This is a genomic window from Staphylococcus cohnii subsp. cohnii, from assembly GCF_002902365.1.
Classification (GTDB): domain Bacteria; phylum Bacillota; class Bacilli; order Staphylococcales; family Staphylococcaceae; genus Staphylococcus; species Staphylococcus cohnii.
This window is the reverse complement of the sequence record NZ_PPQC01000011.1, coordinates 12,461-26,639: the sequence shown is the minus strand read 5'-3', so window position 1 is coordinate 26,639 and position 14,179 is coordinate 12,461. Positions and strand designations below refer to the sequence as shown.

The following is a 14,179-nucleotide window of genomic DNA, read 5'->3' as shown; positions in this document are numbered from 1 at the left end:
ATAGTAGAAAAAGAAATAAATAGCAATATTAGTTTCTATAAAATCACTTGAAAATGTGTATAATAGAAGTATTGGAAATAAAGGAGCGGTTAATGTTGAATGCAAATGAGTTGTTTAAAAAAATAAGAGTTAAACAAGTGATAGGTACATTAGATATGAATGTTAATGATATAACAACAGACTCGCGTACTGCTAAAGAAGGAAGTATATTTGTTGCTTCTAAAGGTTATACAGTCGATAGTCATAAATTTTGTCAAGATGTTGTAAATCAAGGCTGCAAAATTATTGTAGTAAATCATGAACAATTGTTGAAAGGTGATGTAACCCAAGTTATCGTTCCTGACACGTTGCGCGTTGCCAGTTTACTCGTAAATGTATTATTTAATTATCCAAGTAAACAACTAACTACATATGGTGTTACTGGAACCAATGGTAAAACATCTATAGCGACAATGATACACCATATATATAGAAAATTAGATAAAGGCAGTGCTTATTTAGGTACTAATGGTTTCCAAATTAATGAGGAAAAATCTAAAGGTACAAACACAACCCCTGAAACAGTAGCACTAACTAAAAAAATTCATGAAGCTGTAGAAAAGCAAGCACAGGCCATGACTTTAGAAGTATCAAGTCATGGTTTATCATTGGGGCGTTTAAGTGGCGTTAATTTTGATGTAGCGGTATTTTCAAATTTAACGCAAGATCATTTAGACTTTCATGGCACAATGGAAGCTTATGGTCATGCTAAATCATTATTATTCAGCCAGTTAGGTGAAGATTTATCAAAAGAAAAATATGTTGTTTTAAATCAAGATGATAGATTTTCAGAATATTTAGCTTCAGTTACACCTTATGAAGTCTTTACCTATGGCATTAATGAACGTGCGCAATTTATGGCTGAAAATATTAATGAGTCATTACAAGGTGTAACATTTGATTTTAATACACCTGAAGGTACATTTTCTGTGAAGTCACCTTATGTAGGCATCTTCAACGTTTCTAACATTATGGCTGCAATGATAGCTGTTTGGGCAAAAGGTGCTACGTTAGAAGAAATTATTCAAGCTGTAGAAAACTTAGAACCTGTTGAAGGTCGACTTGAAGTTTTAGATCCACAATTGCCAATTAATTTAATTATTGATTATGCACATACAGCGGATGGCATGGATAAACTTATAGATGCTGTGAAACCTTTTGCAAAACAAAAATTAATTTTCTTGTGTGGTATGGCTGGAGAAAGAGATATGGGCAAAACACCTGAAATGGGGCGCGTCGCTTGTAGAGCGGATTACGTTATTTTTACACCAGACAACCCAGCAAATGATGATCCTAAAAAATTAACAAGCGAACTTGCTAAGGGCGCAACACATAATAATTATATAGAATTTGAAGACCGTGCAGAGGGAATTCGTCATGCTATTGAAATTGCTAATCCTGGCGACACAGTTGTCTTAGCTTCTAAGGGACGTGAACCTTACCAAATTATGCCTGGTCATGTAAAAGTACCACATCGAGATGATTTAATCGGTTTAGAAGCAGCTTATAAAAAGTTTGGCGGTGGCCCTATTGGAAATTAGACTTATCAGTCTGAATGATGTAACAGTCCGTAGTTATATTTATAAAAATGCTAACGATGAAGTCTTGCTTTTGGCAATACCAGACTTAAATTGGTCATTAGAAATTGATACTTCGTTAAATGATGATGATATCAAGGAGGAACTTGTGATACACTTGTTTACGTTACTTGATGAGTCAACAGCAGTACAAATTGCTGATGATATTGGTCAATCGATATTTGAGAATTAAAGGAGAGAACAAATGAGTATAAAGGAAGAAGTAGAATCCAGAAAAACTTTTGCGATTATTTCCCACCCAGATGCTGGTAAAACCACATTAACTGAAAAGTTACTATTATTTGGTGGTGCAATTAGAGAAGCGGGAACTGTAAAAGGTAAAAAAAGTGGTAAATTTGCGACAAGTGACTGGATGAAAGTTGAACAAGAACGTGGTATCTCAGTTACAAGTTCAGTGATGCAATTTGATTATGATCATTACAAAATTAACATTTTAGATACACCTGGACACGAAGATTTTTCTGAAGACACATATAGAACATTAATGGCCGTGGACAGTGCTGTAATGGTTATAGATTGTGCGAAAGGTATTGAACCGCAAACTTTAAAACTATTCAAAGTTTGTAAGATGAGAGGCATTCCTATTTTCACATTTATCAATAAATTAGATAGAGTAGGTAAAGAACCGTTTGAATTATTGGATGAAATCGAGTCTACTTTGGAAATCGAAACATATCCTATGAATTGGCCAGTGGGTATGGGACAAAATTTCTTTGGTATCATTGATCGAGATACACATACGATTGAGCCTTTTAGAGATGAACAAAATGTGCTTCATTTAAATGATGATTATGAATTGGAAGAAGATCATAAAATTAAAAATGATAGCGCCTTTACACAAGCAATCGAAGAATTAATGTTGGTAGAAGAAGCAGGAGAAACATTTGATAATGAAGCTTTGAGAAAAGGTGATTTAACACCAGTGTTCTTTGGGTCAGCGTTAGCAAACTTTGGTGTACAAAATTTCTTGAATGCTTATGTTGATCATGCACCTATGCCAAGTGCTCGACAAACGAAAGAAGATATTGAAGTTACACCATATGATACAGATTTTTCAGGCTTTATTTTCAAAATTCAAGCGAATATGGACCCTAAACACAGAGACAGAATTGCATTTATGAGGGTTGTTAGTGGCGCTTTCGAACGAGGTATGGATGTTACGTTACAAAGAACGAAAAAGAAACAAAAAATAACACGTTCAACTTCATTTATGGCTGATGACAAAGAAACTGTTAATCATGCGGTCGCCGGAGATATCATAGGCTTGTATGACACAGGAAATTACCAAATTGGAGATACATTAGTAGGTGGAAACCAAAAATTTAGTTTCCAAGAATTACCACAGTTTACACCAGAATTATTTATGAAAGTTTCTGCGAAAAACGTCATGAAACAAAAACATTTCCATAAGGGAATTGAACAGTTAGTTCAAGAAGGTGCAATTCAATACTATAAAGCATTGCATACTAATCAAATTCTTATTGGTGCAGTTGGTCAACTACAATTTGAAGTTTTTGAACATAGACTTAAAAACGAATATAATGTTGATGTCATCATGGAACCAGTTGGTCCAAAAATTGCAAGATGGATTGAAAATGAAGAAGATATTAAAGATAAAATGAGTTCTTCTCGTTCTATATTAGTTAAAGATGTTTATGATAATTACGTTTTCTTATTTGAAAATGAATTTGCAACGAGATGGTTTGAAGAAAAATTTCCAGAAATTAAATTATACAGTTTGTTATAACATGAATAATTGTGTATAATACTATATTATTAATAGAATACCTATGACTTTGTAGTCGGAGGGGAGTAACTCAACTGTTTTTAAAGAGATATATGAGATAGTCATATCATTATAAAATATCTGTTTTATATATCTTTTTAACATAGTCATTTTATCGTCATTACGAAACGTTAAATGTTTCCGGTAAAATGGGCAGGAAAAACACTGTCGAGTGAGACCTTTGCTTATAAATGTTACAAACATACAAATTATATAAGACTGAGAGTTTAATTTACTTTAGTGAGTGTATATGATTTAAAAATGTATGTAGCATTTACTTAGCTTAGGTCTCTATTTTTATGTAAAAAACTAAAGGAGTTGTCCTAAATGGATCCGAGTTTGATTTTACCTTATTTATGGGTTCTAGTAGTACTGGTATTTTTAGAAGGTTTATTAGCAGCAGATAATGCTGTTGTAATGGCAGTCATGGTTAAACATTTGCCTCCTGAACAACGTAAAAAAGCATTGTTCTATGGACTGTTAGGTGCATTTATTTTCCGTTTTATTTCTTTATTCTTAATAAGCATTATCGCACATTTTTGGTGGATTCAAGCGCTAGGCGCAATTTACCTACTATACATGTCGATTAAAAACCTCATATCATTCTTTAAAGAAAAAGATCATCAAAAAGAGGATGGTACTGATGATCATCATTATGATGAATCGGGTGAGGAAATACATGCTAGTCCAAAAGCATTTTGGGGCACAGTATTAAAAGTAGAATTTGCTGATATAGCATTTGCGATTGATTCCATGTTAGCTGCCCTTGCTATTGCAGTAACTTTACCGACTGTTGGTATACACTTTGGTGGTATGGACCTTGGTCAATTTGCAGTCATGTTCCTAGGTGGTATGCTAGGTGTGATCATCATGCGTTTTGCAGCCACTTGGTTTGTAAATCTATTGAACAAATATCCTGGTTTAGAAGGCGCTGCATTTGCGATTGTAGGTTGGGTAGGTATTAAATTAGTAATTATGGTGCTAGCACATCCTGATATTAAAATATTACCAGAACATTTCCCACACAGTGTATTATGGCAATCAATTTTCTGGACGGTTATGATTGCACTTGTAATTATCGGTTGGTTAACATCTGTTAAAAATAATAAAAAAGAACATCAATAATATATGTAAGCCTGAGTCATAAAACTTATGACTCAGGCTTTTTTGTTCTATATGTGATAAAGTTAGAATTTTTTACTAAAAGAGACTATAATCTGTAGTATGCTAACTTTATATGACAAAATAAAGCAGAAAAATTATATATGTTATGTCATAATAGAATTGTAATCAAAAGTAATAGGGGGGCTTACTGTGACGCAAAATAAAAAACATGTCATCCCAAAAGTAAAGTATGGACGTAAACGACGTGAATACTTTCATAACGAGGAACGGGAACAACGTGTGCAACAAGAACGTAAAGCTAGAAAACAGCGTGAAGAAAAAGCTGAAATACTTGCTAAAAATAATGAAGAACGTGTGAAAGAAAATTTAAGAAAAGCACGTATTGAAAAGCTAACACAAGAAGAAATTCAGCAACAACAAGCAATTGCGGCAGCACGGAATGCCAAACATACGCAAGAAGACACACAGCACAATGACACAACTTCAGCAAATAATATCAATCATTCATATAATGAAAACGACGATATGGTGTCGGAAGAAAATAAAATAGATTCAAAATCAGTACACACTGAGAGCGAGACTCAAAATGACAGTACATCGTCAAATGAACAACATGTCCCACCAAAAAAAGAACAAGAACAGAACTTTTATTCAGAAAATGCGCAACAATCTAGAGTCGATTATTATTTGAATAATGATGAACAAACTTCACAACAAAAAAGTTCTAGGGAATATTCGAATTCTAACACTGAAAATAAGCATCAAAATACGACTAACACGCTAGATAAAGTTAAAGTTTTCTTTATTGAACATTGGGCCAAAATTCTAATTGTTGTGGCAGTTATTGTTTTACTGACACTCATACAGGCTATATTCAAAAATGTTGATGAAAATGGTACTTTAAATGATCATGTCTTTCATGATAATCAAAATAAAGATAAGACTTATACAGCAACAATGAAAAGCGCGAACAGTGCAATTCATTCCGTAGTAACTGTTGAAAATGATACGAGTGATGATAGAACTTCTGCTGAAAAAGAGACACAAGAAGCAGGTAAAGAAAATGAATTAGGTTCAGGTGTCGTCTACAAAAAAGTGGGCGACTCTATTTTTATTATGACCAACGCACATGTGGTTGGAGATAAAAAAGAACAAAAGATTACATATGGTAATGATGACTATTCTATTGGAAAAGTTATTGGCACGGACAAATATTCAGATATCGCCGTTGTTAAAGCTAAAGTAAAATCAGATAGTAAAGTGAAACCGATTAAAATAGGTGATTCCAGCACTTTAGTACTAGGTGAACCGATCATAGTAGTAGGGAACCCCTTAGGTGTAGACTTTAAAGGAAGTATATCTGATGGTATTATTTCAGGTTTGAATAGACATATACCAGTAGATATCAATAAAGATGATCAATATGATGTATTAATGAGTGCTTTTCAAATAGACGCTCCTGTAAATCCAGGTAACTCAGGTGGCGCAGTTATCGATAGGAAAAGTAAGTTAGTAGGCATAGCATCATTAAAAATAGATATGGAAAATGTTGAGGGGATTGCCTTTGCTATACCAATCAATGACGCTGAAGATATTGCCAAGCAGTTAGAAGCTAAAGGTGAAGTCAAATATCCTAACACTGGCGTAAAAATTGCTAATATTGGAGATATTGATGAAGCTACAAAGCAATCTATTAATTTACCAGAAGACGTTAAAAAAGGTGTATTTATAGGTGACGTTAAAAAAGATTCATTAGGTGAAAAATCCGGGTTGCAAAAAAATGATGTCATAGTAGAATTAGATGGTAAAGAATTAGAAGATAATCTTAGATACAGACAAATTATCTTTAATCATAAAGATGATTTAAAAACATTACCAGCTAAAATCTATAGAGATGGTAAAGAAAAGGATATTAAGATTAAACTGAAGTAACGTTGAGGTGAAGAAACGTTGTCCATTTTCAACCAATTGTTAAAAAAATCAAGTCCTCAACAAGGGATTGTAATGTATTATATCGTGGCAATTATTGTAGCATTTTTAATGTTGAACTTGCCCTTTGTTCATAAGTCTAATGTGTCTGTAGATCCAATTGATTCATTGTTTGTTGCTGTGTCTGGTGTCAGTGTAACAGGATTAACACCAGTTAATATTATTGATACTTACACAACCTTTGGTCAAGTTATAATTATGCTGATACTTAATTTGGGCGGGATTGGTGTTATGGCCATCGGAACTATGCTATGGGTTGTCTTAGGTAAGCACATCGGTATGCGCGAACGTCAATTGATCATGTTAGATAATAATAAACATACGATGAGTGGCACTGTGAAATTGATTTTAGATATTGTTCGAACAATCATCATTATAGAACTTGTTGGTGCATCGCTATTAGCATTTTATTTTTATAGAGATAACCCGGATATACAATATGCAATCATGCAAGGATTATTTGTATCGGTATCGGCAACGACAAATGGTGGACTTGATATAACAGGACAGTCACTTATACCTTATGCTAATGACTATTTTGTACAAACAATCGTTATGTTTTTAATTATGTTAGGTTCAATTGGTTTTCCTGTATTAATAGAAGTGAAAGCATATATAAAAAATCGAATTCCTAATTTTAGATTTTCATTATTTGCAAAAATTACAACGGTAACATATTTTGGTTTGTTTATTTTTGGTGTGATAATTATTCTATTATTTGAACATAACCAAGCTTTTCAAAATATGAGTTGGCATAAATCGTTATTTTATGCATTGTTTCAATCAGCAACCACTAGGAGTTCAGGACTTCAAACTATTGATGTAAGCGGATTTGGTGAAGGTACGAATATTGTTATGGGTATATTGATGTTTATAGGCTCATCTCCAAGTTCAGTAGGTGGTGGTATTAGAACAACGACATTTGCTATTTTAATATTATTCCTTTTAAACTTTAGTAACCAACCTGAGAAAACATCTATCAAAGCATTTAATCGTGAGATTCACATTACTGATGTTCAACGTTCATTTGCTGTATTTATCATGGCCAGTATATTAACTTTCACGAGCATGATTTTTATACTAGTTGTTGAAAATGGGAAGGTATCCTTTTTACAAGCATTTTTCGAAGTCATGTCAGCATTTGGTACATGTGGATTATCGTTGGGGATTACAGGTGATGTGAATGATATGAGTAAAGGCGTCTTGATGTTATTGATGCTCATTGGTCGTGTCGGCTTAATCAGTTTTATTATTATGATTGGTGGACGTAGAGAACCAGATAAATTCCATTATCCTAAGGAACGCGTTCAAATTGGTTGATTGTTAAATGTAAGTCTGAACTTAATAATTTGTGAAATCATGGCGCCAGTATATCTAACAAAGGATGTGCTGGTGCTTTTAATTTTGAAATAAAGGAAGCATATATAGTGAATCATATATGTTCATAATTATTTCAAGCTAATTTAGAAACGTGTTAGACTATGATTAATGAGGGGAGAGGCGTATGAAAAAAAGTGAAAAAATCGCAATAGACATTATTACTACTTCTGATATGCATAGTTATTTTCAAAGTGGTGAAAATAATTCAAATATTTATAGAGCAGGCGCTTATGTTAAAAGTATTAGAGAAACAAACGATCACGTCATTCTATTAGATAGTGGTGGTAGTTTAGCAGGTTCGTTAGCAGCATTTTATTATGCAGTGGTAGCACCTTATAAGCGTCATCCAATGATAAAATTAATGAATGCCATGCAATACGATGCAAGTGGTATTAGTCCTAATGAATTTAAATTTGGACTGTCATTCTTTTCGAGGGCTGTATCATTGTCGAGGTTTCCTTGGTTATCCGCAAATATTGAATATAAGCGTACGAAAGAACCATATTTTTCTACACCTTATACAATTAAAGAAATTGAAGGTGTGAAAATCGCAATTGTGGGTTTAACTTCAGATGGTTTAATGGAGCGAGAACATTTTGAAATGGAAAATGATGTACGGATTGAAAAGACATTGCGCTCTTCTAAACGCTGGATTCGATTTATTCACGAAAGTGAAATGCCTGACTTTTTAATTGTTATATACCATGGTGGGCTTAATCAACTAAATAAAACATCAAATGAACGTGAACAAAATGTTAATGAAGCGGAAAAAATAATGCAAACTTTAGGCGTTATTGATTTATTAATCACTGGTCATCAACATCAAACATTCATTGGTAGAGATGATCAAACGCTTTATGTGCAAGCTGGACAAAATGCTGAACAACTTATCCATGTGAAAATAAACTTTAAAAAGCGCACAAATTCTTATGAATTAGAAAATGTCAATTCTAAAATCGTAGATCTAAATCATTATCCAGAAGACCAAGCATTATTAGATTTGACTTTTTATGATAGAAAAACAGTTTGTAATTGGAGTGAAGAAAGCATTAACGAAAATGCTATATCAGCTGAGGTAAACGGTTTGAGTGATGTTATTACAAAACCACATCCATTTACACAGTTATTGCATGATAGTATTCGGTTAGCCTATGATTATGATATATCGTGTGTGCACTTACCAACGAGTGGTGAAGAAGGACTCAGAGGCATCATTACAAATGAAGATTTATTCAATGCTTATCCTCATCCAGACGTTCCTGTTGATTTAACAATGAAAGGTCAACAAATTCACGATATTTTAGAATATTGCTATTCGCATATAGAATTTAGTGATGGTGCATTGAGTTTAACAATTGTAGATGAAACCTTATGTACGTTTTGGCAAGGTGTTCATTACACCATAGATATGAATGCTGAACCTTATCACCGTGTAACATTAGAAAATATTAAGTTGGATCATATGTATCGTGTAAGCATGACTGATTACTGCTATAGAAACTACAAGCAATATTTAGAAAATGCTGTCATACATGAAACCGGAGAAATTACAATGGTAGAATTAATTTCTAGAAATTTAAAAGATAATGATTACCATATTGAACAAAAACAAACATTTAACGTTATTATTTGATATGACACATAAAGTTTGAATGTCATCAATAACTATAAAAATGTCATGAAACCAAACAAAACGCCAATTTCTATATTATTTCAATAGAAGTTGGCGTTTATTTTCGTGCAGAGATCTTAAATGGTTAATCTCTTTTAAAATTTGGAAAAAGGGTTAATATCTCACCCTTTTTTCATATCATTCATAAGCCTGAGTTTCCGTTTCAATTTAACCGTGGAAAATTAATAGAATAACAACTGCAACAATTTGTGCTATTACAGTCGTAGCAATTCTGCGCGTATAATAATAGCTTAATGAAAGCACAATTTGAACGATAAACACAAAGAAAACAATCCACAATTTATCTAGATAGAAAAATAAAGAAGCCGAACAAATTGCTGTTATTAATACACTTAACCACATGGGGATGTTTAATTTGAGTAATTCTTTTTGTAATACTGTTCTCATATAGAGTTCATGACATGGTATTACAAATAATAATGTAACTAACATTTGCCATTTAAAATATACGCCTGTTCGCGTTAACTCTTTCATCAGTGCTGTATACTGAATATCTGATGAGATAACCGCTAAAATAAGCTGTACAATAATGAGCACGATACCAGTAATAATTCCTATCCCTAGAGATGTTAATAATCTTTTTGACTCAATATCTCTTTGGTAAAAGATATAACTGATACCTGCGATGAGCATGATACCAGTATAAAGGTACCAGTATTCTTGCTTTTCACCCCACATTATATATAAAATAATGTGAAATACGATAAAACTTACAATAAACCAGATTAAAGCGTTTGAAATTCTATTCATATAAACTATCCTTCTTGTTCGACGATTGTATATCGTTTGTGATTGATGACAGTTTTTTCAGGCAGGTCTAGATCATTGAAGTTTTCCATAATTGTTAAATCTACAATTACAGAGTTATCATTAATTTTTTCTACGCGGCCTTTTAAACCGTCATAAAATTCCACTATATTTCCGACTTCTGCAACAGTCATATTGAATCCTCCCTAGAAATGCTAACTAGATAGTATTATACAAAAAAACGACAGACAAATAAACAAATAACCTTTAAATATACAGTTATCATTCTTTTTTTAGAAAAATTAGTATAAATCAGTTAAATGATTGGCTTTTTTAACAAAAATATTGCATAAATAAGGTAAGGGCAATAAGAGGAAAAGGAGTGCAGTAAATGAAATTTATTAGTAATAATGATATTACCGATCCAACTTTAAATTTGGCAATGGAAGAATATGTTTTAAAGCACATGCCGAATGACGATAGTTATTTTCTATTTTATGTCAATCGTCCTTCAATTATTATTGGTAAAAACCAGAATACGATTGAAGAAGTTAATCAACCTTATATTGATGAACATGGTATAGATGTAGTCAGACGTATTTCCGGTGGCGGTGCCGTGTATCATGATACAGGTAACCTTAATTTTAGTTTTATAACAGATGATGATGGCAATAGTTTTCATAATTTTAAAAAGTTCACTGAACCTATTGTAGAAGCATTGAAATCGCTTGGCTTAGATGCTGAAATGAGTGGTCGAAACGATATTCAAGTCGGTAAAGCAAAAATATCAGGCAATGCGATGGTCAAAGTAAAAGACAGAATGTTTAGCCATGGCACTTTAATGTTAAACAGTGAATTAAATGAAGTTCAAAATGCTTTGCGTGTGAACCCTGCAAAAATCAAATCAAAAGGCATTAAATCTGTGAGAAGTAGGGTGGCCAACATCTCAGAATTTTTAACTGAACCATTAGATATTGATACTTTTAAAGAAATTATTTTAAAAACAATATTTGGTGAGGCGACACAAGTTGAAGAATATAAACTTTCAGACGAGGATTGGGCCAACATAGAGCAATTGAGTAATGAAAAATATCGAACTTGGGAATGGAATTACGGTAGAAATCCTAAATATAATTTTGAACGAGAAGAAAAATTTGAAAAAGGTTTTGTTCAAATTAAATTGGATGTTAAAAAGGGAAGAATTGAACATGCTAAAATTTTCGGTGACTTCTTTGGGGTAGGAGATGTTACTGAATTAGAACATGCATTGGAAGGTACATTGCATGACTTTGATAGTATAGAAGAAGCTTTAGCAGATTATGATATTTACCATTATTTTGGAGATATTGATAGATATGAGTTAATCAGATTAATGTCTTAAATAAACAATATAAAAGGTCTATTCGCTAACTATAATTAATTAGTGAATAGACCTTATTTTAAATGAATTATGACTAAATTAACCAACGAGATATGCCTCCAAATTTTTGTATTCTTCTGTATAACGTTTGAAATCATTCTCGTTTTTATTTTTAAGCGCATGATCGATGAGATTTTCTAGTTGTTGTTTACGTACATTCCTTAATGATTCATCAATAATTAATTCAATACCTAAGTCATTAATTGTAGATACAAAAGACTCTAAAGTATTGTACTTTACATGTGTATTATGTTTCATTGTCAACACAACCCCTCTATCTATATTTAAAATATATTATACAAGGTTTTGATTTTTAAATCAACGAATATTCTGACTTTTCCGAAAAAATAAGTGTAAAACGAAACTTTCAATAATTAAAAAACAGAAAAAGATTCGTAACTAAAATTTAATTGTAGAATATATAGAAATTATTTTATAATATAAGTTGATTTTAAAATGGTGGTGGTATATTATTTGAGTATCACCAAAACTGTAAGGAGGTTACAACTATGATACAACCGTATATTATTAAAAAAGGTGATATGACATTACAGCCGTGCCATTTGCCTGTTGGCCAATATGAAGGAACACGAGTACTAAGATATAAAGAAGACGAAAGTACGATAAAAGAACGCACCCACAAAATCATTGATCGTTCTTGTAGATTTTATGGTAGTAGCTATGTTTTTAAAAAAGAGGACACTATTCGTATTACAGGCATTAGTAGCAAGCCCCCAATTTTATTTACTCCATTATTTCCCACTTATTTTTTCCCAACACATTCTGATAAAAAAACACAAAACACGTGGATTAATATCCATTATGTTCAAAGTATCAAATCACTAAAAGATAAAAAGTGTAGAGTGAACTTTGTTGATAATCAATCTATCGTTGTGAACATCTCAGCTCATAGTATGCAACATCAATATTTAAATGGTATTTATTACTATTATATGATGGATAGAGCAGCAAGAGTTGCCACTTTTGATCCAGAGTCTCCCATAGATTATAGAAAACCGCAATTAAATATATATGAAGCACTCGCTAAGTATTCTTTATTTGAAAGTAAATAGTAAAGTTTATTAAAAATATTAATGTAAAAGTAGAATATGCGGAATATTATATTAATTTAGTGTAAATGTTCTGCATATTTTTTTGTGATATGACTTGAAAATTTGCTATTAATTGATATAATAATATTTGTGCTTGATTAGAGATACTATTTATCCACAGTAGCTCAGTGGTAGAGCTATCGGCTGTTAACCGATCGGTCGTAGGTTCGAGTCCTACCTGTGGAGCCATTGGAAACGTACTCAAGTTGGCTGAAGAGGCGCCCCTGCTAAGGGTGTAGGTCGCGAGAGCGGCGCGAGGGTTCGAATCCCTCCGTTTCCGTATACAAACCTTGATGTGACAGGGTTTCAAGAGAGTAAGTGTCAAATATGTGTCAAGAGAATAATTCTCTGACACGTTGACCTTACTCTTTTTTATGTTCTTCAAGTAAGTGAGAATACGTGTCTAATGTTTGTGAAATCGTAGCATGTTCTAAACGTTTACTAATATATTCGATTGGTATACCTTTAGAAAGCAAATAAGAAGTGTGAGTGTGTCTTAAAGAATAAGGTGTGAACATTATCATCATCTAATCCTACTTTGCCTTTTGCATGCTTAAACGCTTTATTCACTGCTGTATGACTTACAGAGAACAATTTACCATCAAATCTTAAAGGTAACTTAGATAATTTAGATTTAATTATCTCCGTTTCCGTAAAAACATAAGTGTGCATCCAAGTGAATACTTTGGATAAAAAAGAACGTTGATATGTCAACGTTCTTTTTATTTTGTTAAAAATAAATAAAAGCCAATTTTATATTTTTTAGCCAACCGATGGACAATTTGACCACTTTAAAATTAATGTTGTCTGTTTGGTTATCCAATTAGAAATTTAGGGTTTTATCTAGCTTATTATCTTCATTTGATTTTAATTCTTCATATAAATGATTAAATACTCTCAAAGTAATTTCAATGTTTGTATAACCTAATCTTTTGTTAACATTTTGTATTGAAAATTCTTTACTAATTAACACGGCACAAAAGAATTTAAAAATCTACTAAGCGATAGGGGAGACGAATAAACATAAAATATTGCCAATTATGGCTATAAAAAGTTAATTACTTAGTACTTTAACTATTAATACGATGAATGCTATTGGAATTGCTATGGCAAATAGAATTGCAAGGATAGTAAGAATTACAAATAAAGTTGTAAACATATAGAAAACTCCTTCATAAAGTTGATAAGTTAAGTACAACATATTGAAGAGAGCATTTAAACAAACCTTACAAGACTGTCATTTCTTCTTGTGTGTAAAATATTCAATTATTCCTATAACAATGAATACAG

At 32.2% G+C, this 14,179-nt stretch carries 12 protein-coding genes, 2 tRNA genes and 1 pseudogene; 11 read left to right on the top strand and 4 right to left on the bottom strand.

Annotation, left to right across the window (positions count from 1 at the left end; translation table 11 throughout):
- Window positions 1-95 precede the first annotated feature (95 nt).
- From CD032_RS02095 to CD032_RS02065, 7 genes are all read left to right on the top strand, one after another.
- Window positions 96-1,580, top strand: a complete 1,485-nt coding sequence (locus CD032_RS02095; RefSeq protein WP_026034787.1) for a UDP-N-acetylmuramoyl-L-alanyl-D-glutamate--L-lysine ligase — start codon at window positions 96-98, stop codon at window positions 1,578-1,580.
- The gene (locus CD032_RS02090; RefSeq protein ID WP_019469083.1) at window positions 1,570-1,809 is read left to right on the top strand and encodes a YueH family protein; all 240 of its coding nucleotides are present in this window, start codon (window positions 1,570-1,572) and stop codon (window positions 1,807-1,809) included. Before CD032_RS02095 ends, CD032_RS02090 begins: the two co-directional genes overlap by 11 nt.
- 12 nt (window positions 1,810-1,821) lie before the next feature.
- On the top strand, window positions 1,822-3,384 hold the full coding sequence (locus tag CD032_RS02085; RefSeq protein ID WP_019469084.1) for a peptide chain release factor 3: 1,563 nt from the start codon (window positions 1,822-1,824) through the stop codon (window positions 3,382-3,384).
- 366 nt (window positions 3,385-3,750) lie between these two features.
- Window positions 3,751-4,548: a TerC family protein gene (locus tag CD032_RS02080; RefSeq protein ID WP_019469085.1), complete on the top strand. Its 798-nt coding sequence runs from the start codon at window positions 3,751-3,753 to the stop codon at window positions 4,546-4,548.
- Window positions 4,549-4,737: 189 nt separating this feature from the next.
- A complete protein-coding gene (locus CD032_RS02075; protein ID WP_019469086.1) occupies window positions 4,738-6,480 on the top strand; it encodes a S1C family serine protease in 1,743 nt (580 codons plus the stop codon).
- An 18-nt stretch (window positions 6,481-6,498) separates the two neighbouring features.
- On the top strand, window positions 6,499-7,857 hold the full coding sequence (locus tag CD032_RS02070; RefSeq protein ID WP_019469087.1) for a TrkH family potassium uptake protein: 1,359 nt from the start codon (window positions 6,499-6,501) through the stop codon (window positions 7,855-7,857).
- A 184-nt stretch (window positions 7,858-8,041) separates the two neighbouring features.
- Window positions 8,042-9,550: a bifunctional metallophosphatase/5'-nucleotidase gene (locus CD032_RS02065; protein ID WP_019469088.1), complete on the top strand. Its 1,509-nt coding sequence runs from the start codon at window positions 8,042-8,044 to the stop codon at window positions 9,548-9,550.
- Window positions 9,551-9,757: 207 nt separating this feature from the next.
- Here the strand turns inward: CD032_RS02065 and CD032_RS02060 are convergent, their stop codons facing one another.
- Together CD032_RS02060 and CD032_RS02055 are read right to left on the bottom strand one after the other, a co-directional pair.
- Complete coding sequence (locus CD032_RS02060) at window positions 9,758-10,360, bottom strand: CPBP family glutamic-type intramembrane protease (RefSeq protein ID WP_019469089.1); 603 nt, start codon at window positions 10,358-10,360, stop codon at window positions 9,758-9,760.
- Between the two features lie 5 nt (window positions 10,361-10,365).
- A complete protein-coding gene (locus tag CD032_RS02055) occupies window positions 10,366-10,551 on the bottom strand; it encodes a YkvS family protein (RefSeq protein WP_002508073.1) in 186 nt (61 codons plus the stop codon).
- 197 nt (window positions 10,552-10,748) lie between these two features.
- Between CD032_RS02055 and lplA the strand changes: the two genes are divergently transcribed.
- On the top strand, window positions 10,749-11,738 hold the full coding sequence (gene lplA / locus CD032_RS02050) for a lipoate--protein ligase (protein ID WP_019469090.1): 990 nt from the start codon (window positions 10,749-10,751) through the stop codon (window positions 11,736-11,738).
- Between the two features lie 78 nt (window positions 11,739-11,816).
- Here the strand turns inward: lplA and CD032_RS02045 are convergent, their stop codons facing one another.
- Window positions 11,817-12,035, bottom strand: a complete 219-nt coding sequence (locus CD032_RS02045) for an IDEAL domain-containing protein (protein ID WP_019469091.1) — start codon at window positions 12,033-12,035, stop codon at window positions 11,817-11,819.
- 251 nt (window positions 12,036-12,286) lie between these two features.
- Here CD032_RS02045 and CD032_RS02040 point away from each other — a divergent pair, with 251 nt between their 5' ends.
- From CD032_RS02040 to CD032_RS02030, 3 genes are all read left to right on the top strand, one after another.
- On the top strand, window positions 12,287-12,850 hold the full coding sequence (locus CD032_RS02040; protein ID WP_103211137.1) for a competence protein ComK: 564 nt from the start codon (window positions 12,287-12,289) through the stop codon (window positions 12,848-12,850).
- A gap of 153 nt (window positions 12,851-13,003) precedes the next feature.
- Window positions 13,004-13,078, top strand: a tRNA-Asn gene (locus CD032_RS02035).
- Window positions 13,079-13,080: 2 nt separating this feature from the next.
- Window positions 13,081-13,169 (top strand) — tRNA-Ser (locus CD032_RS02030).
- Between the two features lie 82 nt (window positions 13,170-13,251).
- Here the strand turns inward: CD032_RS02030 and CD032_RS02025 are convergent.
- A pseudogene (locus tag CD032_RS02025) lies at window positions 13,252-13,528 on the bottom strand (tyrosine-type recombinase/integrase); the annotation flags it as partial.
- Between the last annotated feature and the right edge of the window lie 651 nt (window positions 13,529-14,179).

Excerpts from the sequence above, each read along its gene's own strand:
- CD032_RS02040 (WP_103211137.1), top strand. The coding sequence starts at position 12,287 with ATGATACAACCGTATATTATTAAAAAAGGTGATATGACATTACAGCCG.
- CD032_RS02085 (WP_019469084.1), top strand. The coding sequence starts at position 1,822 with ATGAGTATAAAGGAAGAAGTAGAATCCAGAAAAACTTTTGCGATTATT.
- CD032_RS02065 (WP_019469088.1), top strand. The coding sequence starts at position 8,042 with ATGAAAAAAAGTGAAAAAATCGCAATAGACATTATTACTACTTCTGAT.
- lplA (WP_019469090.1), top strand. The coding sequence starts at position 10,749 with ATGAAATTTATTAGTAATAATGATATTACCGATCCAACTTTAAATTTG.
- CD032_RS02060 (WP_019469089.1), bottom strand. The coding sequence starts at position 10,360 with ATGAATAGAATTTCAAACGCTTTAATCTGGTTTATTGTAAGTTTTATC.
- CD032_RS02045 (WP_019469091.1), bottom strand. The coding sequence starts at position 12,035 with ATGAAACATAATACACATGTAAAGTACAATACTTTAGAGTCTTTTGTA.
- CD032_RS02080 (WP_019469085.1), top strand. The coding sequence starts at position 3,751 with ATGGATCCGAGTTTGATTTTACCTTATTTATGGGTTCTAGTAGTACTG.
- CD032_RS02055 (WP_002508073.1), bottom strand. The coding sequence starts at position 10,551 with ATGACTGTTGCAGAAGTCGGAAATATAGTGGAATTTTATGACGGTTTA.